The 24133-nt window shown below is 64.7% G+C and carries 23 protein-coding genes, 1 tRNA gene and 1 pseudogene; 15 read left to right on the top strand and 10 right to left on the bottom strand.

Features of this window, described 5'->3' with window-relative positions; translation table 11 throughout:
• Window positions 1–8: 8 nt before the first annotated feature.
• A complete protein-coding gene (locus XINFAN_RS16330; RefSeq protein ID WP_435530876.1) occupies window positions 9–1829 on the bottom strand; it encodes an extracellular solute-binding protein in 1821 nt (606 codons plus the stop codon).
• Window positions 1830–2105: 276 nt separating this feature from the next.
• Between XINFAN_RS16330 and XINFAN_RS16325 the strand changes: the two genes are divergently transcribed.
• Together XINFAN_RS16325 and XINFAN_RS16320 are read left to right on the top strand one after the other, a co-directional pair.
• Window positions 2106–2891: a 3-hydroxybutyrate dehydrogenase gene (locus XINFAN_RS16325; RefSeq protein WP_124087933.1), complete on the top strand. Its 786-nt coding sequence runs from the start codon at window positions 2106–2108 to the stop codon at window positions 2889–2891.
• Window positions 2892–2981: 90 nt separating this feature from the next.
• Window positions 2982–3998 carry a patatin-like phospholipase family protein gene (locus XINFAN_RS16320; protein WP_124087932.1) on the top strand — a complete coding sequence of 339 codons (1017 nt, stop codon included), beginning with the start codon at window positions 2982–2984 and terminating at the stop codon, window positions 3996–3998.
• 6 nt (window positions 3999–4004) lie between these two features.
• On the opposite strand, the gene XINFAN_RS16315 is transcribed toward XINFAN_RS16320, so the two are convergent.
• Together XINFAN_RS16315 and XINFAN_RS16310 are read right to left on the bottom strand one after the other, a co-directional pair.
• Window positions 4005–4685 (bottom strand): DUF502 domain-containing protein, encoded by a 681-nt coding sequence (locus tag XINFAN_RS16315; RefSeq protein WP_124087931.1) that lies wholly within the window; start codon window positions 4683–4685, stop codon window positions 4005–4007.
• Window positions 4686–4763: 78 nt separating this feature from the next.
• On the bottom strand, window positions 4764–5681 hold the full coding sequence (locus tag XINFAN_RS16310; RefSeq protein ID WP_124087930.1) for a pseudouridine-5'-phosphate glycosidase: 918 nt from the start codon (window positions 5679–5681) through the stop codon (window positions 4764–4766).
• A 168-nt stretch (window positions 5682–5849) separates the two neighbouring features.
• Between XINFAN_RS16310 and uvrA the strand changes: the two genes are divergently transcribed.
• Entirely contained in the window at window positions 5850–8702 is a 2853-nt protein-coding gene (gene uvrA, locus XINFAN_RS16305; RefSeq protein ID WP_124087929.1) for an excinuclease ABC subunit UvrA, read from the top strand.
• Between the two features lie 174 nt (window positions 8703–8876).
• On the opposite strand, the gene typA is transcribed toward uvrA, so the two are convergent.
• The 7 genes from typA to XINFAN_RS16270 all read right to left on the bottom strand — a co-directional run bounded on the left by typA (window position 8877) and on the right by XINFAN_RS16270 (window position 14907).
• Complete coding sequence (gene typA / locus XINFAN_RS16300) at window positions 8877–10694, bottom strand: translational GTPase TypA (protein WP_124087928.1); 1818 nt, start codon at window positions 10692–10694, stop codon at window positions 8877–8879.
• Window positions 10695–10761: 67 nt separating this feature from the next.
• Window positions 10762–11364 carry a YitT family protein gene (locus XINFAN_RS16295; protein ID WP_124087927.1) on the bottom strand — a complete coding sequence of 201 codons (603 nt, stop codon included), beginning with the start codon at window positions 11362–11364 and terminating at the stop codon, window positions 10762–10764.
• Window positions 11365–11407: 43 nt separating this feature from the next.
• Entirely contained in the window at window positions 11408–11665 is a 258-nt protein-coding gene (locus XINFAN_RS16290; protein WP_233352258.1) for a helix-turn-helix domain-containing protein, read from the bottom strand.
• A gap of 315 nt (window positions 11666–11980) precedes the next feature.
• Window positions 11981–13192, bottom strand: a complete 1212-nt coding sequence (locus XINFAN_RS16285; protein WP_124087925.1) for an NADP-dependent isocitrate dehydrogenase — start codon at window positions 13190–13192, stop codon at window positions 11981–11983.
• Between the two features lie 199 nt (window positions 13193–13391).
• Window positions 13392–13988, bottom strand: coding sequence for an HD domain-containing protein (locus XINFAN_RS16280; protein WP_233352256.1), 597 nt, complete (start codon window positions 13986–13988; stop codon window positions 13392–13394).
• Window positions 13985–14248, bottom strand: coding sequence for a hypothetical protein (locus tag XINFAN_RS16275; RefSeq protein WP_124087924.1), 264 nt, complete (start codon window positions 14246–14248; stop codon window positions 13985–13987). The genes XINFAN_RS16280 and XINFAN_RS16275 overlap by 4 nt, the downstream gene beginning before the upstream one ends.
• Entirely contained in the window at window positions 14248–14907 is a 660-nt protein-coding gene (locus XINFAN_RS16270; protein ID WP_124087923.1) for an alpha/beta hydrolase, read from the bottom strand. Before XINFAN_RS16270 ends, XINFAN_RS16275 begins: the two co-directional genes overlap by 1 nt.
• A gap of 193 nt (window positions 14908–15100) precedes the next feature.
• Here XINFAN_RS16270 and iscR point away from each other — a divergent pair, with 193 nt between their 5' ends.
• The 12 genes and pseudogenes from iscR to XINFAN_RS16210 all read left to right on the top strand — a co-directional run.
• Window positions 15101–15577, top strand: coding sequence for a Fe-S cluster assembly transcriptional regulator IscR (gene iscR, locus XINFAN_RS16265; RefSeq protein ID WP_124087922.1), 477 nt, complete (start codon window positions 15101–15103; stop codon window positions 15575–15577).
• A gap of 99 nt (window positions 15578–15676) precedes the next feature.
• Window positions 15677–16723 (top strand): cysteine desulfurase family protein, encoded by a 1047-nt coding sequence (locus XINFAN_RS16260; RefSeq protein WP_124087921.1) that lies wholly within the window; start codon window positions 15677–15679, stop codon window positions 16721–16723.
• A gap of 13 nt (window positions 16724–16736) precedes the next feature.
• Window positions 16737–18254 carry a Fe-S cluster assembly protein SufB gene (gene sufB / locus XINFAN_RS16255; protein WP_124087920.1) on the top strand — a complete coding sequence of 506 codons (1518 nt, stop codon included), beginning with the start codon at window positions 16737–16739 and terminating at the stop codon, window positions 18252–18254.
• Window positions 18255–18314: 60 nt separating this feature from the next.
• Window positions 18315–18485 (top strand): annotated as a pseudogene (locus XINFAN_RS22535) (heavy metal-binding domain-containing protein); the annotation flags it as partial.
• A gap of 46 nt (window positions 18486–18531) precedes the next feature.
• Entirely contained in the window at window positions 18532–19083 is a 552-nt protein-coding gene (locus XINFAN_RS16245; protein ID WP_199286446.1) for a hypothetical protein, read from the top strand.
• An 11-nt stretch (window positions 19084–19094) separates the two neighbouring features.
• Window positions 19095–19850, top strand: a complete 756-nt coding sequence (gene sufC / locus XINFAN_RS16240) for a Fe-S cluster assembly ATPase SufC (RefSeq protein WP_124087917.1) — start codon at window positions 19095–19097, stop codon at window positions 19848–19850.
• Window positions 19850–21133 carry a SufB/SufD family protein gene (locus XINFAN_RS16235; RefSeq protein ID WP_124087916.1) on the top strand — a complete coding sequence of 428 codons (1284 nt, stop codon included), beginning with the start codon at window positions 19850–19852 and terminating at the stop codon, window positions 21131–21133. Before sufC ends, XINFAN_RS16235 begins: the two co-directional genes overlap by 1 nt.
• A 27-nt stretch (window positions 21134–21160) precedes the next feature.
• A complete protein-coding gene (locus XINFAN_RS16230) occupies window positions 21161–21676 on the top strand; it encodes a YIP1 family protein (protein WP_124087915.1) in 516 nt (171 codons plus the stop codon).
• The gene (locus XINFAN_RS16225) at window positions 21676–22263 is read left to right on the top strand and encodes a YIP1 family protein (RefSeq protein ID WP_124087914.1); all 588 of its coding nucleotides are present in this window, start codon (window positions 21676–21678) and stop codon (window positions 22261–22263) included. Before XINFAN_RS16230 ends, XINFAN_RS16225 begins: the two co-directional genes overlap by 1 nt.
• Entirely contained in the window at window positions 22253–23476 is a 1224-nt protein-coding gene (locus tag XINFAN_RS16220; protein WP_124087913.1) for a cysteine desulfurase, read from the top strand. The genes XINFAN_RS16225 and XINFAN_RS16220 overlap by 11 nt, the downstream gene beginning before the upstream one ends.
• Window positions 23477–23517: 41 nt before the next feature.
• Window positions 23518–23594 (top strand) — tRNA-Arg (locus tag XINFAN_RS16215).
• 301 nt (window positions 23595–23895) lie between these two features.
• A partial coding sequence (locus XINFAN_RS16210; RefSeq protein ID WP_199286445.1) for a transposase occupies window positions 23896–24133 on the top strand: 238 nt, incomplete at its 3' end.

Below are 24133 nucleotides of genomic sequence, written 5' to 3'. Positions count from 1 at the left end.
GTTCCGGTTCATTCTTCCTGATACCACCAGATATCGGGCTGGAATCCGAGCCAATCCCCGTAGAGAGGAGTGTTTTCAGGATATTTCAACTCTTTTCGGTGGGCAAGCCTCGCGCGATCCGCATACCAGACCGGCACCACATAGCGCCCGGCGGTCAGAATCCGGTCCAGCGCGCGCACCGCGGCGGTGAACTCCTCCGGCCCGCGGCTTTTCAGCAGGGCGGCGATCATCGCATCGGCGGCGGGGACATCCATCCCCATCCAGTTGCCGGTGCCGGGCTCGGTCACGCCGTTTGAGCCCCAGTAGAGGATCTGCTCGTTCCCGGGCGAGAGCGAGAGCGAGCGGATGTAATGCGTCACCTCGAAAGCGTAGGTTTTGGTGCGCTCACGCATCTGGGCGGCGTCGATCATCGAGACGCGGGCGTCGATCCCAAGCGGTTTCAGCGCCTCGACCCAGATCGCGGCGACGGCGGCCATCTCGTCCTGGCCGACGGAAAGCAGGATCTCGAACCGGAACGGCTGGCCTGCGGCATCGCGCAAAACGCCGTCCTCGCCCACCTGCCAGCCGGCGTCTTCCAGAAGCGCCGCCGCCTCGCGCAGGTGGCGGCGGGCGCTGGCGCGGTCTTTGAACTCCGGCAGGCTGTAGCCCTCGATCACGCCCGGCAGCAGGCTGTCCGCGAAGGGGTGCAGCAATTCCAGCTCGCGGCCCGAAGCGGGGGTGCCGGGCTCCATCCCCAAAGGCGAGTTCGAGAAATACGAGCGGATCCGCGGTTGCACGCCGCCGTTCATCACCTGGTTGATGAAATCGAAATCGAAGGCGCGGATCAGCGCCTCGCGCACCCGCCAGTCGGCGAATTTCGGATCGCGGGTGTTGAAGACGAAACCCTCGATCCCCGAGGGGCGGCTGTGGGGGATCTCGGAGAGCACCACATCGCCCGCGCGCACCGCCGGGAAATCGTAGTTCACCGCCCATTTCGCCGGATTGGTCTCGCGGTAGCTGGTGACGTGCCCGGCCTTGAACGCCTCGAAAATCGCCTGCGGGTTGGCGAAATAATCGTAGCGGATCTCGTCGAAATTCCACTGGCCGCGGTTGAAGGGCAGATCCTTGCCCCACCAGTCGGGGTTGCGGCGGAAGGTGATGCGGCTGCCGGGCTCAAGCCGTTCCACCACATAGGGGCCGGAGCCGATCGGCGCGTCGAAAGTGGTGGCCTCGAAATCGCGGCCCTCCCATTGCGCCTTTTTCAGCACCGGACGCAGCCCGAGAATCAGCGGCAGCTCGCGGTCCTCGGCCGAGAAGGTGAAGCGCACCGAGCGCGGGCCGGTCTGCTCGGCTTTCGCGATCTTCTTCCACGCGGCGTGGTAGCGCGGATTGCCGATGGTGCCGAGGGTCTCGAACGACCAGAGCACGTCCTCGACCGTGACGGGCGAGCCGTCCGAGAACCGCGCCTCCTCACGCAGGGTAAATTCCGCGTAACTGCGCGAATCGTCGGTCCCGACCGATTCGGCGAGCAGGCCGTAAAGGGTGAAGGGCTCGTCGTAATTCCGGCCCATCAGAGTCTCGACCACGAGGGGGCTGATCCCGGTCGCGGGCTGTCCTGCGGTGATGAACGGATTGAGGCTGTCGAACCCCCCGGGCAGCGCCAGAGTGATGGTTCCGCCCTTCGGCGCATCAGGGTTCACCTGCGGCAAAGACACAAAATCCGGGGGGAGGGCGGGCTCGCCATACATAGCTATACCGTGCCGCGGCTCGGCCTGCGCGGAGAGAGCCGCCAGCACAACCGCAAGGCAGGTGCAGAGAGTCTTCACACTCGCCGGGACATTCACACGCATTCTGGAAACGATCCGCCTCTGGCCTGGGTCTGGCGGCGACCCTATGCGCCAGATCGTGCCTTTTCAAACTTTTAGCTTGGCCATCGGCAAAGAGAGGACTATATAGAACTTACTGCTCGATAGGTTTCTTGCCTGTATGAAACCTGCCTCAACGACTTAACGCCGGCCTTGAGCCGGCGTTTTTTTTGCCCTTTCGCTGCCCCTGGTCCGTCGGCGCTGGCATTCGCCGCGTGAGCGGATAGTCTTTCCGCGCAGATGCAGCATGGAGGGCGCAGCATGAATCTGAAGGGCAAACGCGCGGTGGTGACCGGATCGAATTCGGGAATCGGTCTCGGCGTGGCCGAGGAACTGGCGAAGGCCGGGGCGGATGTCGTGCTGAACAGCTTCACGAATCGCGACGAGGATCACGACCTCGCGAGGTCTTTCGGCGAGCGATTCGGGGTCAGCGCGCGCTATATCCAGGCCGATCTGTCGGACGGGGCGCAGGCGCGGGCGCTGATCGATGAGGCCGTTGCGCAGATGGGCGGCTGCGACATCCTCGTCAACAATGCCGGCATCCAGCATGTGGCGCCGATCGAGGAATTCCCGGTCGAGGTCTGGAACCGGATCATCGCGATCAACCTGAACTCGGCCTTCCACACCACCGCCGCGGCGCTGCCGGGGATGCGGGCGGCGGGCTGGGGCCGGATCATCAACATCGCCTCGGCGCATGGGCTGACGGCCTCGCCCTATAAATCCGCCTATGTCTCGGCCAAACACGGGGTGGTGGGGATGACCAAAGCGGTGGGGCTGGAGACGGCGGGGCAGGGAATCACCTGCAACGCGGTCTGCCCGGGCTATGTGCTGACGCCGCTGATCGAATCGCAGATCCCGGATCAGATGAAGGTCCACAACATGGATCGCGAGACCGTGATCCGCGAGGTGATGCTGCAACGCCAGCCCTCGGGCCAGTTCGCCACCACCGAACAGATCGGCGGCACGGTGGTCTGGCTGTGCTCTGATTACGCGGCCCAGGTGACGGGGACGACCATTTCCGTCGACGGCGGCTGGACGGCGTTGTGACATGAACCGCCGGGCGGGCCGCCAAATTCCTGTGAAGGAATTTGCAATTTTCTTTGAAGAAAATTGTGCCGCGCAGGGGAAGGGGGCGGCATGACGAAAATCTCGCTGGCGCTTCAGGGCGGCGGCGCGCATGGCGCCTTCACCTGGGGGGTGCTCGACCGGCTGCTGGAAGAGGAGGGGCCGGAGATCGCCGCGATCAGCGGCACTTCGGCCGGGGCGCTGAACGGCGCGGCGCTGAAGGCCGGGCTTGTCGCGGGCGGGCGCGAAGGCGCGCGCAAGCGGCTGCGCCGGCTGTGGGACGACATCGCCGATATCGGTGATTTCCGCCTGCTGCTGCCCTGGTTCCACCATCTGATGCCCGCGCTGCAGATGGCGCAGGACGCTGCCGCGGCCATGCTGCCGTTCAGCCCACAGGCCGTCGCGTCGCAGTTCTACTCGCCCTACGCCTGGGGCGCGGCCTGGCGCAATCCGCTGGAGCCGGTGGTGCGCGATCTGAATTTTGCCCATGTCTGCGCCGAAGAGGCGCCGCGGCTGTTCATCGGCGCCACCAATGTGCGCAGCGGCAAGGCGCGGGTCTTCGCGGGGCAGGAGATCACGCCCGAGGCGCTGCTGGCCTCGGCCGCGCTGCCTTCGGTCTTTCAGGCGGTCGGGATCGGCGACGAGAGCTATTGGGACGGCGGTTTCGCCGGCAATCCCTCGCTCTGGCCGCTTTACGACCATGATCTGCCCGACGACATCCTGATCGTCCATGTCAACCCTTTGCGGCGCGAAGAGGTGCCCCAGACCCCGCTGGAAATCCAGAACCGGGTGAATGAGATCAGCTTCAACGCGACGCTGCTGTCAGAGTTGCGCGCGATTGCCTTCGTCAAACGGCTGATCGCCGGGGGCCGCATCGTCCCCGGCCAGATGAAGGACGTGCGGGTGCATATGATCCTCGACGACGGGCTGATGAACGGGCTGACGGCGGCGTCCAAACTCCAGCCCTCGCGCGCGCTGATCGAACGTCTGTTCGGGGCGGGGCGGGCGGCAGCGGACAGGTTCCTCGCGGAATGCGGCGATCAGATCGGCAAGCGCAGCTCGGCCGATCTGGCGGCCCTGTTCGGCTGAGAGCGGTCAGCGCGGATCCTTGGGCACCGGATAGACGAGGCCGCCCGAGACGATCAGCTTGGCGGCATCGTCGATCCCGGTTTCCTCCAGGATCACCAGTTCCCTGGTCGGCACGAACAGCAGCACCCCGCTGGTGAACGGCGTCAGGCCGATGAACACCGCCGACATCTCCTCGCCCATATCCGCGAGTTTGCGCGCCAGCTCTCCCTTGGGCCGGGTCGAGAGAAAGCCGAGCGCCCAGGTGCCGGGCCGGGGGAACTCCACCAGACAGGCCTTGTCGAAGCTGGTTTCTTTCTTGTTGAAGAAGGTCTCGGCCACCTGTTTGATCGCGCCGTAAACCGAGCGCACCACCGGCATCCGGTCGACCAGATCCTCGCCCTTGCGGATCACCGAGCGGCCGATCAGCCCCTTGGCGATCCAGCCCACGCAGATCGTGAACACCAGAAACACCAGCACGCCCACACCGCGCACCGGGAATTCGTATTCCGGCCCGAGGTAGTAGCGCAGCATGGCATCGGGGCGGTAGCTGGCGGGGATCAGCGGCAGGATCCAGCCGTCGATCCAGCCGATCACCGCCCAGACCAGATAGAGCGTCAGCCCGATCGGCAGGACGACGACCAGCCCGGTCAGAAAGCTGGCGCGCAGACCGGCGAGGAAACTTCGGCGGGGGTGGATCGGATCGGACATGAGCTCTCCCTGGACCGGCTCAATCTAGGGGGCGCCGCCCCGCCCGCGCAATGGCCGATCAGAGAAAAGCCATGCTTTTCATGGGTTCATCACGAGGTCTTTTGCGATCCGCGCCGCAAGACGCGCATTGTTGAGCACCAGCGCGATGTTGGTGGCCAGCGAACGGCCCGCGCTCGCCTCGTATATATGCTGCAAAAGAAACGGCGTGACCGCCTTGGCAGAGATGCCCCGGGCGCCGGCCTCGGCCAGCGCGGCCGCGATCCAGGGAGCGATCTCATGCTGCGCGATCTCGTCCGCCGCCGGGACCGGATTGGCCACCAGCTGGCCCCCGGGCAGGCCGAGTGCTTCGCGCATCCGGTGCGCGGCGGCGATCTGCGCCGGCTCGTCCATCCTGAGCGGCGCCTTCAGCCCCGATGTGCGCGACCAGAAGGCCGGAAGCTCGTCCTGGCCGAAGGCGATCACCGGAACGCCCATGGTTTCCAGATATTCCAGCGTCTTCGGCAGATCGAGCACCGCCTTGGGCCCGGCGGCGACCACCGTCACCGGCGTCTGCGCCAGTTCCTGAAGATCGGCGGAAATGTCGAAACTCTCGGCGGCGCCGCGATGCACCCCGCCGATCCCGCCGGTGGCGAAGACCCGGATCCCGGCGGCGCGGGCGCAGATCATCGTCGCCGCCACCGTGGTCGCGCCGCTGCCGCCCGAGGCAAGGCAGGCCGCCAGATCGGCACGCGAGAGTTTCGCGACCCCCTGCACCTGCGCGAGGCCCCTCAGTTCCGCCCCGGTCAGCCCGATATGGATCCGCCCCTCCAGGACGGCGATGGTGGCGGGGACGGCGCCCGCCTCGCGCACCGCCTGTTCCACCCGCCCGGCGGTCTCCAGGTTCTGCGGCCATGGCATGCCGTGGGTGATGATGGTCGATTCCAGCGCCACCAGCGCGCTGCCCTGATCGCGGGCGCGCGCCACTTCGGGCGAGAAGCGGATCGGAAGCGTGGTCATGGCGGGAACCTCTCTCGGTCTGGCCCCGTTGTCTGCCAGCGGCGGGGGCATCGCAAGAGGGCAGGAAATCGCGCGCCCGTGTATCGTTCCTGCTTCGTTCGCAAAATGCGGTTGGATGTGGCGGGGATTTGCCCTATCTCTGGTGCCGGCAGTTCCCGGGGTGTGGTGATGACGGAGCAGAAGTTCATCGAGGTGCGCGGCGCGCGCGAGCACAACCTCAAAGGCGTCGATCTCGACATCCCGCGCGACCAGCTGGTGGTGATCACCGGGCTGTCGGGCTCGGGCAAGTCCTCGCTCGCCTTCGACACGATCTATGCCGAGGGGCAGCGGCGCTATGTCGAAAGCCTGTCGGCCTATGCGCGGCAGTTCCTCGACATGATGGGCAAGCCCGATGTGGATCATATCTCGGGCCTGTCGCCCGCGATCTCCATCGAGCAGAAGACCACCTCGAAGAACCCGCGCTCGACCGTGGGGACGGTCACCGAGATCTACGATTATCTGCGTCTGCTGTTCGCGCGGGTGGGAACGCCTTACTCGCCGGCGACCGGCCTGCCGATCACCGCGATGCAGGTGCAGGATATGGTGGATGCGGTGATGGCGATGCCGGAGGGCACCCGCGCCTATCTGCTGGCCCCCATCGTGCGCGACCGCAAGGGCGAATATAAGAAGGAATTCCTGGAGCTTCGTAAACAAGGCTTCCAGCGCGTCAAGGTGAACGGCGAATTCCACGACCTGGAAGAGCCGCCCGTTCTGGACAAGAAATTCCGCCACAACATCGACGTGGTGGTCGACCGGATCGTGGTGCGCGAGGGGCTGGAGACGCGGCTGGCGGATTCTTTCCGCACCGCGCTGAACCTCGCCGACGGGATCGCGGTGATCGAAATGGCCGACGAGACGGCCGAACGGAAGACCTATTCCGAGAAATTCGCCTGTCCGGTTTCGGGCTTCACCATCGCCGAGATCGAGCCGCGGCTGTTTTCCTTCAACGCACCCTTCGGCGCCTGCCCGAGCTGCGACGGGCTGGGGGTGGAGCTGTTCTTCGACGAGCGGCTGGTGGTTCCCGACCAGAGCCTGTCGATCCTTCAGGGCGCCATCGCGCCCTGGGCGAAATCGAAATCGGCCTATTTCACCCAGACGGTGGATTGCCTCGCCAAACATTACGGCTTCGACAAAAAGACCAGATGGCGCGACCTGCCGGAAAGCGTGAAGTCGCTTTTCCTTTACGGATCAAAGGGAGAGGAGATCGACTTCACCTATGACGAGGGCGGCCGCGTCTACAAAGTGCGCCGTCTTTTCGAGGGGATCGTCCCCAATATGGAGCGCCGCTACCGCGAGACCGACAGCTCCTGGTCGCGCGAGGAGATGGAGCGTTACCAGAACAACCGGCCCTGTTCCGCCTGCGGCGGCTACCGGCTGAAACCCGAGGCTCTGGCGGTGAAGATCGCCGGGCTGCATATCGGCCAGGTTGTCGAAAAGTCGATCCAGGAAAGCTACGACTGGATCGCCACCGTGCCCGGGTCTCTGACCGGCCAGCAGAACGAAATCGCCCGCGCCATTCTGAAGGAAATCCGCGAAAGGCTTGGATTTCTTGTGAATGTCGGACTGAACTATCTGACGATGGCCCGGAATGCCGGCACGCTTTCCGGCGGCGAGAGCCAGCGGATCCGGCTGGCGAGCCAGATCGGCTCGGGCCTGACCGGCGTGCTCTACGTTCTGGATGAGCCCTCGATCGGGTTGCACCAGCGTGACAACGACCGGCTGCTCGGCACGCTGAAAGGGTTGCGCGATCAGGGCAATACCGTGCTGGTGGTGGAACATGACGAGGATGCGATCCGCGAGGCGGATTATGTTTTCGACATGGGGCCCGGTGCCGGTGTCCATGGTGGCCGGGTGGTGGCGCGCGGGACGCCCTCCGAGATCCTCGCCGATCCCGCCAGCCTGACCGGCCAGTATCTTTCCGGCGCGCGCGAGATCGCGGTGCCGAAAGTCCGGCGCAAGGGGAACGGCAAAAAGCTCACCGTGGTAAAGGCTTCGGGGAACAACCTGCATGACGTGACGGTGGATTTCCCGCTCGGCACCTTCGTCTGCGTGACCGGCGTCTCCGGCGGCGGCAAATCGACGCTGACCATCGAGACGCTCTACAAGACCGCCGCGATGAAGCTGAACGGCGCGCATGAGACGCCCGCCCCCTGCGAAACGATCAAAGGCTTCGAGCATCTCGACAAGGTGATCGACATCGACCAGCGCCCCATCGGGCGGACTCCGCGTTCCAATCCGGCCACTTACACCGGCGCCTTCACCCATATCCGTGACTGGTATGCCGGGCTGCCGGAATCGAAGGCGCGCGGTTACGGGCCGGGGCGGTTCTCGTTCAACGTCAAGGGCGGGCGCTGCGAGGCCTGCCAAGGCGACGGCGTGATCAAGATCGAGATGCATTTCCTGCCCGATGTCTATGTCACCTGCGAGACCTGCAAGGGCCGCCGCTACAACCGCGAGACGCTGGAAATCAAGTTCAGGAACAAGAGCATCGCCGATGTTCTTGAAATGACCTGCGAGGATGCGCGCGACTTCTTCCAGGCGGTGCCCGCGATCCGCGAAAAGATGGATGCGCTCTGCGAGGTGGGGCTCGGTTACATCAAGGTGGGACAGCAGGCGACCACACTCTCGGGCGGCGAGGCGCAAAGGGTGAAGCTCTCGAAGGAGTTGTCGCGCCGCGCGACCGGGCGCACGCTCTACATCCTCGACGAGCCGACCACTGGACTGCATTTCGAGGATGTGCGCAAACTGCTGGAAGTGCTGCATTCCCTGGTCGAGCAGGGCAATACCGTGGTGGTGATCGAGCACAATCTCGACGTGATCAAGACCGCCGACTGGATCGTGGACATCGGCCCCGAAGGCGGAGACGGCGGCGGGCGGATCGTGGCCACCGGCACACCCGAGGCGGTGGCGAAGGCCGACTCCAGCCACACCGGCCGCTATCTGGGGCCGATGCTGAAGGCGAAACGGCTGGCGGCGGAATAGGGGCCGGCCGCCGGGGCTCTGCCCCGGACCCCGGGATATTTAGAGACAGAAAATATAGGAAAGTGCTGCTTTCATTTTCTGTCTGAAAATATCCTCGGGGGTGCGGGGGCAGACAGCCCCCGCTCCGACGGAAGCCATAAAGAGAAACGGCGCCCATGAGGCGCCGTTTTTCGTTCATTCCGTGCGGCTTGCGCGTTTGCGCTCATGCGGGTCGAGGTGACGTTTGCGCAGCCGGATGATCTTCGGCGTCACTTCGACCAGTTCGTCGTCCTGGATATAGGCGATCGCCTCTTCCAGCGAGAAACGCAGATGCGGGGTCAGCCGCACCGCCTCGTCGGTGCCGGAGGCGCGGACGTTGGTCAGTTTCTTGCCCTTCAGCGGGTTCACTTCCAGATCGTTGTCGCGCGAATGCTCGCCGATCAGCATCCCGGTATAGACCTGCTCCTGGGGCCCGAGGAACAGCTTGCCGCGTTCCTCCAGGTTCCAGAGCGCATAGGCCACTGTGACGCCGTTCTCCATCGAGATCAGCACCCCCTGGCGGCGGCCCTGGATCGGACCTTTATGCGCCACCCAGCCGTGGAAGATGCGGTTCAGCACGCCGGTGCCGCGGGTGTCGGTCAGGAACTGGCCGTGATAGCCGATCAGCCCGCGCGAGGGCACATGGGCGACGATCCGGGTCTTGCCGACGCCCGCGGGCTTCATCTCGACCAGATCGCCCTTGCGCTCGCCGGTCAGCTTGTCGATCACCGCGCCGGAGAATTCGTCATCGACATCGACGATGACCTCCTCGACCGGCTCCAACCGCTGGCCGTCTTCCTCGCGGAAGATCACCCGCGGGCGCGAGATCGAGAGCTCAAAACCTTCGCGGCGCATGTTCTCGATCAGCACGCCCATCTGGAGTTCGCCGCGGCCGGAGACCTCGAACGCTTCGCCGCCGGGGGTGTCGGCGACCTTGATCGCGACATTCTGCTCGGCCTCGCGCATGAGGCGCTCGCGGATCACCCGGCTTTGCACCTTGTTGCCGTCGCGCCCCGCCAGTGGGCTGTCGTTGATCCCGAAGGTGACAGTGATGGTCGGCGGGTCGATGGGCTGGGCGGGCAGCGCGGTCTCGACCTCGGGCGCGCAGAGCGTGTCGGCCACGGTGGCTTTGGTCATGCCGGCGAGCGTCACGATGTCGCCCGCGATCGCCTCGTCGATCGGCTGCTGACCGAGGCCGCGGAAGGCGAGGATCTTGGTCACGCGGAACTGCTCGATCCGCTCGCCGTCGCGCGACAGCGCCTTGAGCTGCGCCCCGGCGGCGATCCGGCCGCTTTCGACCCGGCCGGTGAGGATGCGCCCCAGATAGGGGTCGGCCGAGAGCGTGGTCGCCAGCATGGTGAACGGCTCGGCCTGGCGCGCGAGTTGTTTCGGCGCCGGCACATGTTTCACGATCAGCGAGAACAGCGCCGTGAGATCCTTGCGCGGCCCGTCGAGGCTCTCGTCCGCCCAGCCCGAACGGCCCGAGGCGTAGAGATGCGGAAAATCGAGCTGCTCGTCAGAGGCGCCGAGATTGGCGAACAGATCGAAGACCTCGTTCAGCGCGCGCTCGGGCTCGGCATCGGGCTTGTCGACCTTGTTCAGCACCACGATCGGGCGCAGCCCGAGCGCGAGCGCCTTGGCCAACACGAATTTTGTCTGCGGCATCGGGCCCTCGGCCGCGTCCACCAGCAGACAGACGCCATCGACCATCGACAGAATCCGCTCCACCTCGCCGCCGAAATCGGCGTGGCCGGGGGTGTCGACGATGTTGATCCGCATCCCCTGCCATTCGACCGAGGTCGCCTTGGCGAGGATGGTGATGCCGCGTTCGCGTTCGATGTCGTTCGAATCCATCGCGCGTTCGGTCGTTGCCTGGCCTTCGCGGAAGGTGCCGGATTGTTTCAGAAGTTCGTCGACCAGCGTGGTCTTGCCATGGTCAACGTGGGCGATGATCGCAATATTGCGAAGGTCCATAGGGGCGTCCTGTTTGCTGTGAGGCCGCAGATACAGGAAGAATATGGATTTGGCGAGTCTGGCGCGGTCAAAGTGCGATATAGCGGTCGCGGCGGTGGTTGATCGCCAGAACGAGGTTCAGGATCACCATCCCGGGAAGCGACCAGAGCACCCGGTCGAGGGGGATCCAGATCAGCGCCAGCACGAACAGCGCGATGTCGAAACCCATCTGAAGCCAGCCGGCGCGAAAGCCGCTGCGGTCCTGCACCATCAGCGCGAGGATGCCGATGCCGCCGAGGCTGGAGCCGTGGCGGAACAGCGCCAGCAGCCCGGCGCCGGTGACGAAGCCGAACAGGATGCCCGCGAGCAGCGGGTGCAAATTGTCGAAGCTCAGATACTGCGGCATGATCTGCGCCATGGCGGACAGCAGCGCCACCGCGATCAGGCTTTTCACGGTGAAGGCCAGCCCGAAGCGGCGATAGCCGAGCCAGTAGAACGGCAGGTTGATCACGAAGAACACCGGGCCGAAACCGTAGCCGCCGATATAGGAGATCAGGAGCGCCAGCCCCGCGGTCTGCCCGGTCAGAAAGCCCGCATGTTGCAGGAATTGCAGCCCGAGCGCGCACATCAGCGTGCCGAAGATCAGGCCCTGGGCGTCTTCAAACCGGGAATGGCGGTTGGGATCGGTCATGACGCGGTTTCTGCGCCGGTTTGGCGGCGATCCGCAAGGGGGATCAGCTTTGCTCCGCAGTGCTGCGGTAGTGCCGTTCGGTCGCGGTCGCCAGATCGGTCAGGGTGATCCCGAGCCCGTCACTCAGCGCCAGCAGCGCGGAAAGCGAGGGCTGGCGGCGGCCGGTTTCCAGAAAAGAGATGAAGCGCGCCGAGACATCGGCCCGTGCGGCAAGCTCTTCCTGAGTGAGGCCGAGGGCTTCCCGCCGCTCCGAGAGGGCTGCGGCGAAGGCAGCGGTCAGCCGTTCGTTGCGTCGTTCCATCCGGGCAGGCATCCCGCAGCCCTTGACAGAACGCCACGAACAGTTGTTCTGTTCCGGTGTGGTGCAGGTGTTTGCCTGGCCCTGGCGGCTGTGCGTCCGGCAAGGGCGGGTGAGCGGGGCGCGGCGGTTGCCCGCCGGGCCTGCCGCCGCCGTTTCGTATGCCATCCGGGTCGGCAGTGTCTTGCGTGACGGAGCGGGGCGGCACCTGCGCCATTCCTTTGCGGAACGGGGCGGACAGCCTCCCCGGCGCAAAGACAAAGGCCGGGGAACGCCCCGGCCTTTGCTTTCGATCCGGTCAGGCCAGCGCCTTGCCGATCAGGCCAGCGCCTTGTTCAGATATTCGTCGACCTTTTCCAGATAGCCCATGGTGGTGAGCCATTTCTGATCCGGCCCGACCAGCAGCGCGAGATCCTTGGTCATGAAGCCGTCCTCGACGGTCTGCACGGTCACTTTCTCCAGCGTTTCGGCGAACTTCAGGAGCTGCTCGTTGCCGTCCAGCTTGGCGCGATGCTTCAGCCCGCCGGTCCAGGCGTAGATCGAGGCGATGGAGTTGGTCGAGGTCTCCTTGCCCTTCTGATGCTCGCGGTAGTGGCGGGTGACGGTGCCGTGGGCGGCCTCGGCCTCGACGATCCTGCCGTCGGGCGTCATCAGAACGCTCGTCATCAGGCCGAGCGAGCCGAAGCCCTGGGCCACGATGTCGGACTGCACGTCGCCGTCGTAGTTCTTGCAGGCCCAGACATAGCCGCCCGACCATTTCAGCGCCGAGGCCACCATGTCGTCGATCAGCCGGTGTTCGTAGGTCAGGCCGGCGGCCTTGAATTTATCGGCGAATTCCTCGTCGAAGATCTGCTGGAACAGATCCTTGAAGCGGCCGTCATAGGCCTTGAGGATGGTGTTCTTGGTCGAAAGATAGACCGGCACATTGCGCACGAGACCGTAGTTCAGCGAAGCGCGGGCGAAGTCGATGATCGACTGGTCGAGGTTGTACATCCCCATGGCCACGCCGGCGGCGGGGGCCGAGAACACGTCCTTCTCGATGACGGTGCCGTCTTCGCCGACGAATTTCATCGTGAGTTTCCCCTTGCCGGGGAAGCGGAAATCGGTGGCGCGATACTGATCGCCGAAGGCGTGGCGGCCGACGACGATCGGCTTCGTCCAATGCGGCACCAGACGCGGCACGTTCTGGCAGATGATCGGCTCGCGGAAGATCACGCCGCCGAGGATGTTGCGGATGGTGCCGTTGGGCGATTTCCACATTTCCTTCAGGCCGAATTCCTCGACCCGGGCCTCGTCGGGGGTGATGGTCGCGCATTTCACCGCCACGCCGACCTCTTTGGTCTTGTTGGCGGCGTCGATGGTGATCTGATCGTTTGTGCGGTCGCGCTCTTCGATGCCCAGATCGTAGTAGAGCAGGTCGATGTCCAGATAGGGCAGGATCAGTTTCTTCTTGATGAAGTCCCAGATGATGCGCGTCATCTCGTCGCCGTCCATCTCGACGACGGGGTTCGCCACCTTGATTTTGGTCATCTCTTGCCCTCTCGGAGTTTGGGATTCGCCTGGGGGCCCTATAGCGGAAACCACGGGGCCGGGAAAGATGGTATGCGAAGGTATACCGAATTTACCGCGGATTTGCGGGCCGCTCATCAGCCCTTACGGGCTTCTTCGCTGGCAGACGGCGCCGTGGACGCAGCGAAGAAGCCCGTAAGGGCTGATGAGCGCCAGGGGCTCAGCCGAACCAGGGTCGGGCCTTTTCCTTCACCCAGTCCCACAGCCGCGGCGCGCCGCGGGCGATCTTCGCGCCCACCCGCGCCTCAAGCTGTGCCCAGGTGACGCCGTAGGTGGTCCAGGTGCCGCCGCCGCCGGCCAGGTTCTGCATCACCGGCTGAAGCCGGTCGAGGCTTTTGGCAAAGACCGCATCCGGGGTCTCTGCCGCCTCGAACTCATCCCAGAGCGCGCGGAAGGCGCTGGCCTGATCCCCGGGCAACAGGCCGAAGATACGCTCGGCGGCCTTTGCCTCGGCGGCGCAGATGTCGGGGCTGCCATGGGCGGTGCCGTTGGCGGAATGGATCGGCACGTCGCCCACGTCGATCTCGACCAGATCGTGCAGGATCAGCATGCGGATCACCCGGTCGATCCGCACCCCTTCGGGCGCCTGATCGGCCAGCACCATGGCGTAGAGCGCCAGGTGCCAGGAATGCTCGCCGGAATTCTCCTGCCGCGAGGCGTCGCAGAGCAGGTTCGCCCGCAGCACCGATTTCAGCCGGTCGGCCTCGGTCAGGAAGGCGAACTGCCGCGCCAGACGTTCGCCGTCCGGGATGGTCAATGCCCGAGGCTCACATCGGGCGGCGCGTCGGGGGCCGCGGCGCCCTCGCGTCCGGCTTTCAGCGCGCGGTTCAGGAAGTCGCGCCCGCGCGCCTCGGCCAGCCGGATGCGGATCGAGGTCATGAACGCCTCTTGCAGGGTGGGCGACGCCGCCAGCAGAACCCGGCCGACCTGTTCGTAGAACCGGTCGTCGCCGAGTTCGGCCTGGGCCTCCAGCACGTCGCGCGCCAGCGTGTCGGCCAGGTCCTGGATGAACGACATCAGCGGCTGCTTTCGGTCATCCGGCGGCGGACGTAATCGCTCACCGTGTCGATCATCGGCTTCATATGCGCCTCTTCGTCCTTGAAGAAGTGATCGGCGCCCTCGATCTCGGTATGGGTGATGGTGATCCCCTTCTGCTCGTGCAGTTTCGAGACCAGCGTGCGGGTGTCCTTCGGCGGCGCCACCTTGTCGCTGGAGCCGTTGATGATCAGCCCGGAAGACGGGCAGGGCGCGAGGAAGGTGAAATCATACATGTTCGCCGGCGGCGCCACCGAGACGAAGCCGGTGATCTCGGGGCGGCGCATCAGAAGCTGCATGCCGATCCAGGCCCCGAAGGAGAAGCCCGCCACCCAGCAATGCTTGGCGTTCTGGTTCATGCTTTGCAGATAATCCAGCGCCGAAGCGGCGTCCGACAGCTCGCCGATGCCCTGATCATATTCGCCCTGCGACCTTCCGACGCCGCGGAAATTGAACCGCAGCACATTGAAGCCGAGGTTGTGAAAGGCATAATGCAGGTTGTAGACCACCTTGTTGTTCATCGTTCCGCCATAAGCGGGATGCGGGTGCAGGATGATGGCGATCGGGGCGTCGCGCTCTTTCTGCGGATGGTAACGGCCTTCGAGGCGCCCGTCGGGGCCGGCAAAGATGACTTCGGGCATAGGTCTCGCCTGATTTGACCGGGGCAGAAACTTGACGGAAACGCCCGGATATTTTAGAATGGTTCTAAAGGGCACTGGCAAGGCCCCTGCGACCGGATCTGAGGTAATGTCCGCAGGCTGCGGCGTCAATGGAATTGCTTGAAAAGGCCGCTCTCGCGCGGCGGCGCCCCCGGCGGGCGCGGGAGGGGATCGAATGAAACTTTCTACCAAGGGCCGCTACGCGATGGTGGCGCTGGCCGATCTGGCGCTGACCGAGGCGAGATCGAAGGACGACGACGATCTGGTCTCGCTGGCCGAGATCTCGAAACGGCAGGACATCTCGCTGCCCTATCTGGAGCAGCTTTTCGTCAAGCTGCGCCGGGCGGGGCTGGTCGAGGCGGTGCGCGGCCCCGGCGGCGGCTATCGGCTGGCGCGCAGCCCCGATGCGATCCGGGTCAGCGAAGTGTTGCAGGCGGTGGAGGAGACCGTCGATGCGATGCATACCGGGGCAGGGGCCACGGGCGGCTCGTCTGGCACAAGGGCGCAGTCGCTGACCAACCGGCTGTGGCAGAGCCTTTCGGCGAATGTCTATGTGTTCCTGCATCAGGCCCGGCTTTCCGACGTGATCCGCAACGATCTGACGCCCTGTCCGGCGGTGCCGAACCTGTTTCGCGTGGTGGACGAGGAATGACCGGGGTTTTGCCGGTGGCAGGCCGCGCCGGGGGGCTGTCTGCCCCCCGCGCCCGCAGCCATGCTGCGGGCTCCCCCCGAGGATATTTGCGGACAGAAAATGGCTGATCGGCTTTATCTCGACTGGAATGCCACCGCGCCTTTGCGGCCCAAGGCCCGCGCCGCGATGATTGCGGCGATGGATGTGGTGGGCAATCCGTCCTCGGTCCATGCCGAGGGGCGGGCGGCGAAGGCGCTGCTGGAGAAATCGCGGGCGCAGATCGCGGCGGCTTTCGGGGCCGAGGGGGCGGATATCGTCTTCACCTCGGGCGCGACCGAGGCGGCGGCGCTGGTCTGCGCGGGGCGGGGCCTCGTCTGCGCGCCGGTCGAGCACGAGGCCGTGCTGGCCTGGTGCGATCCGGTTTTGCCGGTGGATGCAGCAGGCCGGGTGACGGTGGCGGATCCGGGGCGGAGCGCGCTTCAGATCGCCAATTCCGAGACCGGCGTGGTGCAGCACCTGCCCGAGGGGCTGGCGGTCAGCGATCTGACGCAAGGCCTCGGCAAGCTGCCTCTGGCGTTCAACTGGCTGGGCGTGCAGTTCGGCATCGCCAGCGCGCATAAATTCGGCGGGCCGCGCGGAGTGGGGGCGGTTTTCCTGCGCCAGGGACTGGATCTGCCGGCGCAGCTGCGCGGCGGCGGCCAGGAGATGGGGCGCCGGGCAGGGACCGAAAACCTGATCGCCATTGCGGGAATGGCGGCGGCATCTGAGGCCGCGGCGCGGGATCTGGCCGACGGGCTGTGGGAAGATGTCGCACGGATTAGAAATATTCTAGAATCAGCATTGTTTGCCGGATCGAACGGGATTATCTCGGTAGGGAAGGGTGCCGAACGGCTGCCCAATACGCTTTGCGTGATCGCTCCGGGCTGGCGCGGGGAAACCCAGGTCATGGCGATGGATCTGGCGGGCTTCGCGGTTTCCGCGGGATCGGCCTGTTCCAGCGGCAAGGTCCGGACCTCGAAAGTGCTGGGCGCCATGGGTTTCGGCGCCGACGAGGCCGGGCAGATGGTCAGGATCTCGATCGGTCCGGGCGTGAGCGAAGAAGATGTCCTGCGGTTCGCGGAGGCGTGGACCAAAGGATATGCGAAGGCTCGCGCGCGGGCCGCATGAGGATGGAGCTGAGATGATGAATACCCATGTGGCCGAAGACGACATCCGTGAGGGCGTGGACCGCGAGACGATCGAGACCGTCCAGGCCATGGCCGGCAAATACAAATACGGCTGGGAGACCGAGATCCCGACCGAATACGCCCCCAAGGGGCTGAACGAGGATATCGTCCGCCTGATCAGCGAGAAGAACGGCGAGCCGGAATGGATGCTGGACTGGCGTCTGGCGGCCTACCGGCGCTGGCTGAAGATGGAAGAACCCCGCTGGGCGATGCTGACCTATCCCGAAATCGACTATCAGGATCAGTATTACTACGCGCGCCCGAAAAGCATGGCGGTGAAACCGAAGTCTCTGGACGAGGTGGATCCGAAACTGCTGGCGACCTATGAAAAACTGGGCATTCCGCTGAAGGAACAGGCGCTGCTCGCCGGGGTCGAGATGCCCGAGGGCGAGCGCCGGGTCGCGGTGGATGCGGTGTTCGATTCGGTCTCGGTCGGCACCACCTTCAAGGCGGAGCTGGCGAAGGCAGGGGTGATCTTCTGCCCGATCTCGGAGGCGATCCGCGACTACCCGGAACTGGTGCAGAAATATCTCGGCTCGGTCGTGCCGCAGTCGGATAATTTCTTCGCGACGCTGAATTCTGCGGTCTTCTCGGACGGCTCTTTCGTCTACATCCCGCCGGGCACCCGCTGCCCGATGGAACTGTCGACCTATTTCCGCATCAACGCCGAGAACACCGGCCAGTTCGAGCGCACGCTGATCATCTGCGACAAGGGCTCTTACGTCAGCTATCTGGAAGGTTGCACCGCGCCGAAGCGCGACACCCATCAGCTGCATGCCGCGGTGGTCGAGATCGTCATCCTCGAAGATGCCGAGGTGAAATATTCCACCGTGCAGAACTGGTTCCCCGGCGATGAGGACGGCAAGGGCGGGATCTACAATTTCGTCACCAAACGCGCCGACTGCCGCGGCGACCGCGCCAAGGTGATGTGGACCCAGGTCGAGACCGGCTCGGCGATCACCTGGAAATACCCGTCCTGCATCCTGCGCGGCAACGAGGCCCAGGGCGAGTTCTATTCGATCGCCATCGCCAACAACGCGCAGCAGGCCGATACCGGCACCAAGATGATCCATCTGGGCAAGAATACCAAATCCCGCATCGTCTCGAAGGGGATTTCGGCTGGCAGGGCGCAGAACACCTACCGCGGGCTGGTCTCGGTCCATCCAAAGGCCTCGGGCTCGCGCAATTACACCCAATGCGACAGCCTGCTGATCGGCGACAAATGCGGCGCCCATACCGTTCCCTATATCGAGGTGAAGAACAACACCTCGCGCTGCGAGCATGAGGCCACCACCTCGAAGGTCGACGACGATCAGCTGTTCTACTGCCGCTCGCGCGGGATGGACGAGGAAGAGGCGGTCGCGCTGGTGGTGAACGGCTTCTGCAAAGAGGTGCTCCAGGCGCTGCCGATGGAATTCGCCATGGAGGCGCAGAGCCTGGTGGCGATCAGCCTTGAGGGAAGCGTGGGGTAACGGCAAAAATCTTCAAAGATTTTTGCAAATTCCTTCGAAGGAATTTGTGGGAGAGCGGATATGATCGTGACCACCACGCCCTCGGTCGAGGGCCGGGCCATCACCGGCTATCCTTGGATCGTCACCGGCGAGGCGATCCTTGGCACCGATATCTTCCGCGATCTGTTCGCGGGCATCCGCGACATCCCGGGCACCCGTTCGGCTGTCTGTGAGCAGGAAACGGGCACGGCGGTGCGCCTTGGCTGAGACGGCGGCCCTCCGGCGCCCGGCATTGACCATGCCCGAGGCGGAGGCCCGTGCCTGGGGCCAGGCCTGCGCAACTGCGCGGGTGGTGCTGGAATACGGCTCGGGCGGCTCGACGCTGCTGGCGGCAGAAGCCGGCGCCACGGTCTGGTCGGTGGAATCCGATGCCGCCTGGGCCGGGATGATGCGCGACTGGTTCGCGGCGCATCCCGCTCCGGTGCATATCCACCACGCCGACATCGGCCCGACGAAGGAATGGGGTCATCCGGCGGATGAGGCCGGCTTTCGACGCTGGCCGGATTATGCCTTGCAGGTCTGGGACTTGCCGGGCTTTTCGCATCCCGATGTGGTGCTGGTTGACGGCCGGTTCCGGCTGGCCTGTTTTCTGACCGTCGCTTATCGCATCACCCGCCCGGTGGTGCTGTTCTTCGACGATTACCTGCCGCGCCCGGCCTATCACAAGGCCGGGGAAATCGCGCGGCCGACCGAGATGATCGGGCGTATGGCCCGGTTCGACCTTGAACCCGTTCAACTGACACCGGACCGGCTGCGCGCCTATGCGCGGGCGCTGCTCCAGCCGGTCTGAGGAGAGAAGAAATGCTTGAGATCAAGAACCTGCACGTGAAACTTGAGGAAGAGGACAAGGTGATCCTCAGAGGCGTCGACCTCAAGGTGAACGCAGGCGAAGTCCATGCGATCATGGGGCCGAACGGCTCGGGCAAATCCACTTTGTCTTACGTGCTCGCAGGCCGCGACGGCTATGAGGTGACGGACGGCTCCGCCACGCTCGACGGCGAGGAACTGCTGGAGATGGAGCCCGAAGAGCGCGCCGCCGCCGGCCTGTTCCTCGCGTTCCAATATCCGGTCGAGATCCCCGGCGTCGGCAATATGACCTTCCTGCGCACCGCGGTGAACGCGCAGCGCAAGGCCCGCGGCGAGGAAGAACTTTCCGCCGGCGAGTTCCTGAAGATCATCCGCGAAAAGGCGAAAACGCTGAAGATCGACGCCGAAATGCTGAAGCGTCCGGTCAATGTCGGCTTCTCGGGCGGCGAGAAGAAGCGCAACGAGATCCTCCAGATGGCGATGCTGGAGCCGAAGATGTGCATCCTCGACGAGACCGACTCCGGCCTTGATGTCGATGCGATGAAGTTGGTCTCGGACGGGGTGAACGCCTTGCGCGACGCGGGGCGGTCTTTCCTTGTTATCACGCATTATCAAAGACTTCTCGATCATATCAAACCTGATGTGGTGCATATCATGGCCGCGGGGCGCATCGTGAAGACCGGCGGGCCGGAACTGGCGATCGAGGTCGAGACCAACGGCTACGCCGATCTCCTGGCCGGGGTGCAGTGATGGCGGTGCTTCAGGCGAAACAGGATGCGCTGGCGGCGCGGATCGCCGGGCTTAACCTTGAGCACAAAGGCTGGACTGCCGAGCCCCGGGCGGCGGCGCTGGCGCGGCTGACCGCCATGGGCCTGCCGGTGAAGCGCGACGAATACTGGCGCTATACCGATCCCGCAGTGCTGACCGCGGCGGCGACGCCTGCGGCCGCGCCGGTTCCGGCGCAGACCCCGGCTTTCGCCCCGATCGAGCGGCTGAAGGTGGTGTTTACCGATGGTGTGTTCGACGCGGCCGCCTCGGACGATCTCGCTCTGGCCGGGGTCGAGATCGAGCGCCTCGCCACGGCGGGGGCGAAGGATATCCACTGGGCGCAGGGCCTTTACGGCCAGTTGGAGACGCGCGGCCAGGTGCCGGTGGAACGCCCGCTTGCGGCGATGAACACCGCTTTCGCGACGGACGGGCTTTTGATCCGGGTGACGGGCAGGGCAGAGAAGCCCGTTGCGCTGATTTATCGGCACGAATCCGAGGGTTCCGATGCGATCCTCCATCATTGCGTGAAGGTGGAATCCGGGGCCGAATTCACCCTGCTGGAGAGCGGCGCGGTCGCGGCGCGCTACAATACCGTGCTTGAGGTCGATGTCGCGGCGGGCGGACACTTTCACCACATCCGCACTCAGGGCCGCGACCATGATCGCCGCTGCGTGACGCATCTCTTCGCCCGGCTTGAGGAAGAGGCGCTGGTCAAGAGCTTCACCCTGACCGCCAGCGGTCGCCTGACCCGCAACGAGGTCATCCTGGAGCTGAACGGCGACGACGGCGTGGCCCATGTCGCCGGGGCGGTGATGGGCGAGGGCGCGGCCTTCCTCCAGGACGACACCATCTTCGTCACCCATGCCGGAGAGCGCTGCGAGAGCCGCCAGGTCTACAAAAAGGTGCTCAGGAACGGCGCGACCGGCGTCTTTCAGGGTAAGATCCTGGTGAAACAGGGCGCGCAGAAGACCGACGGCTATCAGATCAGCCAGAGTCTGCTGCTGGACGAGGACAGCAATTTCCTTGCCAAGCCCGAGCTGGAAATCTACGCCGACGATGTGAAGTGCAGCCATGGCTCGACCTCGGGTGCCATCGACGAGACCGCCTTGTTCTATCTGCAATCGCGCGGCGTGCCGAAGGCGAAGGCGCAATCGCTGCTGGTGCTGGCCTTCCTCGCCGAAGCCTTGGCCGAGATCGAGGACGAGGCGATTGCCGGGGACATCCTCCACCGGCTGGAGCTTATGCTCGGCGCGATGGAAGACTGAGGCGCAGAAGATTGTAAAGGCAGGAAAATGTCCGTCACCACAGATATCGCCCAGACATGGCGCCATCCAGGCGCCGTGCTTCGCCGCAAGCTCGGCGACGGTATTCGCGAGGATCGCGCGCTGGTGACGCTGCTGGCGGCCTGTTTCCTGTTCTTCGTCGCGCAATGGCCCCGGCTGTCGCGCGAGGCGTATCTGGCGCTGACCCATGCCGAACAGACCGGCCAGCCGCTTGATCAGGTGCCGGGCCTTCAGGCGCTGATGGGGATCAATCTTTTCGTCTTCCTCTTCGTGGTGCCGCTGATCTTCTACGGTATCGCGATGCTTTCGGCGCTCGCGTTGCGCGTCATGGGCCGCCGGATCAGCCCCTATGCGGCGCGGCTTTCGCTGTTCTGGGCGCTTTTGTGCACGGCGCCCCTGATGCTGTTCCAGGGCCTGTTGGCCGGGTTCAGGGGGCCCGGGGCAGCGGTGAACGTGGTGGGCGGGCTGATCGCGCTCGCCTTCCTCTGGCTCTGGTTCCGTCTGCTGCGTGAGGCGATGCGCTGATGCCCTTCCTGACCGACACGCTCGTTCTGACTTTCCGCAATCCCCGCGCGGGGATGCGGCGCATTCTTGATCTGCCGCTTCCCAAAGGCGGCGAGGCGGTGGCGCTGGTGCTGATGGCGGTGGCCTCGACCATGCTGATCCATCTGAGCATCCGTATGATGGCGCCCGCCGATCAGGCGCTGGCGCTGCGGCTGTTCGGCAGCCCGTTCATGACCGCCGGAGTGCAGCTTGCGGTGCTGTTCGCCGCCGCCTTCCTGCTCTGGCAGGTCGGACGCTGGCGCGGCGGGCAGGGCAGTTTCACCGACGCCATTCTCGCCATGGCCTGGCTCCAGGCCGTGATGATGGCCTTGCAGATCGCGCAGATCCTGCTCGTTCTGCTTCTGCCGCCGGTCGCGCTGCTGGTCAGTTATCTGGCGATCGGGGTTTTCTTCGTATTTCTCAGCAATTTCACGGCTGAGGTTCACGGCTTCCGCTCGGTCGGCGGTGTCTTCCTCGGCGTGGTGCTGACGCTGGTCGCGGCGCTGGTGATCCTGTCCTTCCTGCTTTCCCTGTTCATCGACCCGGAGGCGCTGACCCATGGCCTATGATATCGCCCGGATCCGCGCCGATTTTCCGATCCTGTCGCGCAAGGTGAACGACCGGCCGCTGGTCTATCTCGACAACGGCGCCTCGGCGCAGAAGCCGCGGGCGGTGATCGACGCGATCACCGAGGCCTATTCGATGGAATATGCCAATGTTCACCGTGGCTTGCACTACCTTTCCAATCTGGCGACCGAGAAGTATGAGGCCATTCGCGGCAAGATCGCTCGCTTTCTGAACGCGCCTTCCGAGGAGGAGATCGTCTTCACCTCGGGCGCGACCGAGGGGATCAACCTGGTCTCCTACGCCTGGGCCGCGCCGCGGCTGCAAGCCGGGGATGAGATCGTGCTCTCGATCCTGGAACATCACGCCAATATCGTGCCCTGGCATTTCCTGCGCGAGCGTCAGGGTGTGGTGCTGAAATGGGTCGATTGCGACGACAAGGGTGTGCTCGATCCCCAGGCGGTGATCGACGCGATCGGGCCGCGCACGAAGCTGGTGGCGATCAGCCATATGTCGAACGTCACCGGCACGGTGGTCGATGTCGGCGCGATCTGCCGGGCGGCGGCCGGGCAGGGCGTTCCGGTGCTGGTCGACGGCAGCCAGGCCTCGGTTCATATGCCGGTGGATGTGGCGGCTCTGGGCTGCGATTTCTACGCGATCACCGGGCATAAACTATACGGACCAAGCGGTTCCGGCGGGATCTTCATCCGCCGCGAGCGGATGGAGGAGATGCGCCCCTTCCTCGGCGGCGGCGACATGATCCGTGAAGTCTCGCGCGAGCGCGTCACCTGGGCCGATCCGCCAATGAAATTCGAGGCCGGCACACCCGGCATCGTCAACCAGATCGGCCTCGGTGTCGCGCTGGACTACCTGACGGGCCTCGGGATGGCGAATATCGCAGCACATGAAACCCGGCTGCGCGACTATGCCCGCCAGCGTCTCTCCGGGCTGAACTGGCTGAACATTCAGGGCGACGCGCCTGATAAGGGGGCGATTTTCAGCTTTACGCTGCAAGGTGCGGCCCATGCGCATGATATCTCGACCGTGCTCGACAAAAAGGGCATCGCGGTGCGCGCCGGCACCCATTGCGCCATGCCGCTGATGGAGCGGTTTCGGGTAGGGGCGACCTGCCGCGCCTCCTTCGGCCTCTACAACACCGAGGCCGAGGTCGACGCCCTGGTCGAAGCCCTGGAATTTTGCCACGAGCTCTTCGCCTGAGCTTGCAGCGCCCCGGCGGAACGGCTAAGAGAGCGCACGACGCACCCGTAGCTCAGCTGGATAGAGTGCTGCCCTCCGAAGGCAGAGGTCACAGGTTCGAATCCTGTCGGGTGCGCCAATACTCTCCTAACATGCTAATTTTAGGATATTATTCCGGAGATTTTGGAAACTTTTTAACACGGTTTCCCATCTCGCGTTCTTTATTCGCCCCCAGAATCCCTTTCTGGTCTGCCTGTTTGGTGTAATGGGCGATCTCTGAGAGGCTCGCATGCCCAGTCCAGGCACCGATTTGTGAGGCAGTTGCCCCAGAAATGGCCAATGCTGCTGCTCTCGCCTTTCTTAGCCGATAACCGGCTTTGTTGCGCTATCCCTGTGACCTACGGATTCATGTTTGTGAGTCCGGGGGTTAGGTTGGCCCCATGAGCAAACCGATCCCTCTTTTCCGCACGACGAACTGGTCGAGCTACAGTCGAGCCTTGAAGCGTCGTGGCTCGCTGATGGTATGGTTTGACCCTGAGATGGCCTGGTTCGCGGTCCCGGGCGGCCAGGCGGGTCACCCTGAGAGGTTTTCTGCGGCGGCCATACAATTCTGCCTCTCGATCAAGGTGTTGTTCGGGCTGCCGCCACGTCAAACGACAGGGTTTGTGGAGAGCCTGC

The organism is Pseudogemmobacter humi, assembly GCF_900609055.1.
Classification (GTDB): domain Bacteria; phylum Pseudomonadota; class Alphaproteobacteria; order Rhodobacterales; family Rhodobacteraceae; genus Pseudogemmobacter; species Pseudogemmobacter humi.
This window is presented reverse-complemented; position numbering and strand designations above follow the sequence as displayed.

Bases quoted from the DNA above. Each gene is read 5' to 3' on its own strand.
- XINFAN_RS16315 (WP_124087931.1), bottom strand. From the start codon at position 4,685: ATGTCCGATCCGATCCACCCCCGCCGAAGTTTCCTCGCCGGTCTGCGC.
- XINFAN_RS16275 (WP_124087924.1), bottom strand. From the start codon at position 14,248: ATGTCGTTCATCCAGGACCTGGCCGACACGCTGGCGCGCGACGTGCTG.
- XINFAN_RS16325 (WP_124087933.1), top strand. From the start codon at position 2,106: ATGAATCTGAAGGGCAAACGCGCGGTGGTGACCGGATCGAATTCGGGA.
- iscR (WP_124087922.1), top strand. From the start codon at position 15,101: ATGAAACTTTCTACCAAGGGCCGCTACGCGATGGTGGCGCTGGCCGAT.
- XINFAN_RS16320 (WP_124087932.1), top strand. From the start codon at position 2,982: ATGACGAAAATCTCGCTGGCGCTTCAGGGCGGCGGCGCGCATGGCGCC.
- XINFAN_RS16230 (WP_124087915.1), top strand. From the start codon at position 21,161: ATGTCCGTCACCACAGATATCGCCCAGACATGGCGCCATCCAGGCGCC.
- XINFAN_RS16310 (WP_124087930.1), bottom strand. From the start codon at position 5,681: ATGACCACGCTTCCGATCCGCTTCTCGCCCGAAGTGGCGCGCGCCCGC.
- sufC (WP_124087917.1), top strand. From the start codon at position 19,095: ATGCTTGAGATCAAGAACCTGCACGTGAAACTTGAGGAAGAGGACAAG.
- XINFAN_RS16260 (WP_124087921.1), top strand. From the start codon at position 15,677: ATGGCTGATCGGCTTTATCTCGACTGGAATGCCACCGCGCCTTTGCGG.
- XINFAN_RS16285 (WP_124087925.1), bottom strand. From the start codon at position 13,192: ATGACCAAAATCAAGGTGGCGAACCCCGTCGTCGAGATGGACGGCGAC.
- XINFAN_RS16290 (WP_233352258.1), bottom strand. From the start codon at position 11,665: ATGGAACGACGCAACGAACGGCTGACCGCTGCCTTCGCCGCAGCCCTC.
- XINFAN_RS16220 (WP_124087913.1), top strand. From the start codon at position 22,253: ATGGCCTATGATATCGCCCGGATCCGCGCCGATTTTCCGATCCTGTCG.
- sufB (WP_124087920.1), top strand. From the start codon at position 16,737: ATGATGAATACCCATGTGGCCGAAGACGACATCCGTGAGGGCGTGGAC.
- typA (WP_124087928.1), bottom strand. From the start codon at position 10,694: ATGGACCTTCGCAATATTGCGATCATCGCCCACGTTGACCATGGCAAG.
- XINFAN_RS16225 (WP_124087914.1), top strand. From the start codon at position 21,676: ATGCCCTTCCTGACCGACACGCTCGTTCTGACTTTCCGCAATCCCCGC.
- XINFAN_RS16295 (WP_124087927.1), bottom strand. From the start codon at position 11,364: ATGACCGATCCCAACCGCCATTCCCGGTTTGAAGACGCCCAGGGCCTG.
- XINFAN_RS16245 (WP_199286446.1), top strand. From the start codon at position 18,532: ATGCCCGAGGCGGAGGCCCGTGCCTGGGGCCAGGCCTGCGCAACTGCG.
- XINFAN_RS16270 (WP_124087923.1), bottom strand. From the start codon at position 14,907: ATGCCCGAAGTCATCTTTGCCGGCCCCGACGGGCGCCTCGAAGGCCGT.
- uvrA (WP_124087929.1), top strand. From the start codon at position 5,850: ATGACGGAGCAGAAGTTCATCGAGGTGCGCGGCGCGCGCGAGCACAAC.
- XINFAN_RS16235 (WP_124087916.1), top strand. From the start codon at position 19,850: ATGGCGGTGCTTCAGGCGAAACAGGATGCGCTGGCGGCGCGGATCGCC.
- XINFAN_RS16330 (WP_435530876.1), bottom strand. From the start codon at position 1,829: ATGCGTGTGAATGTCCCGGCGAGTGTGAAGACTCTCTGCACCTGCCTT.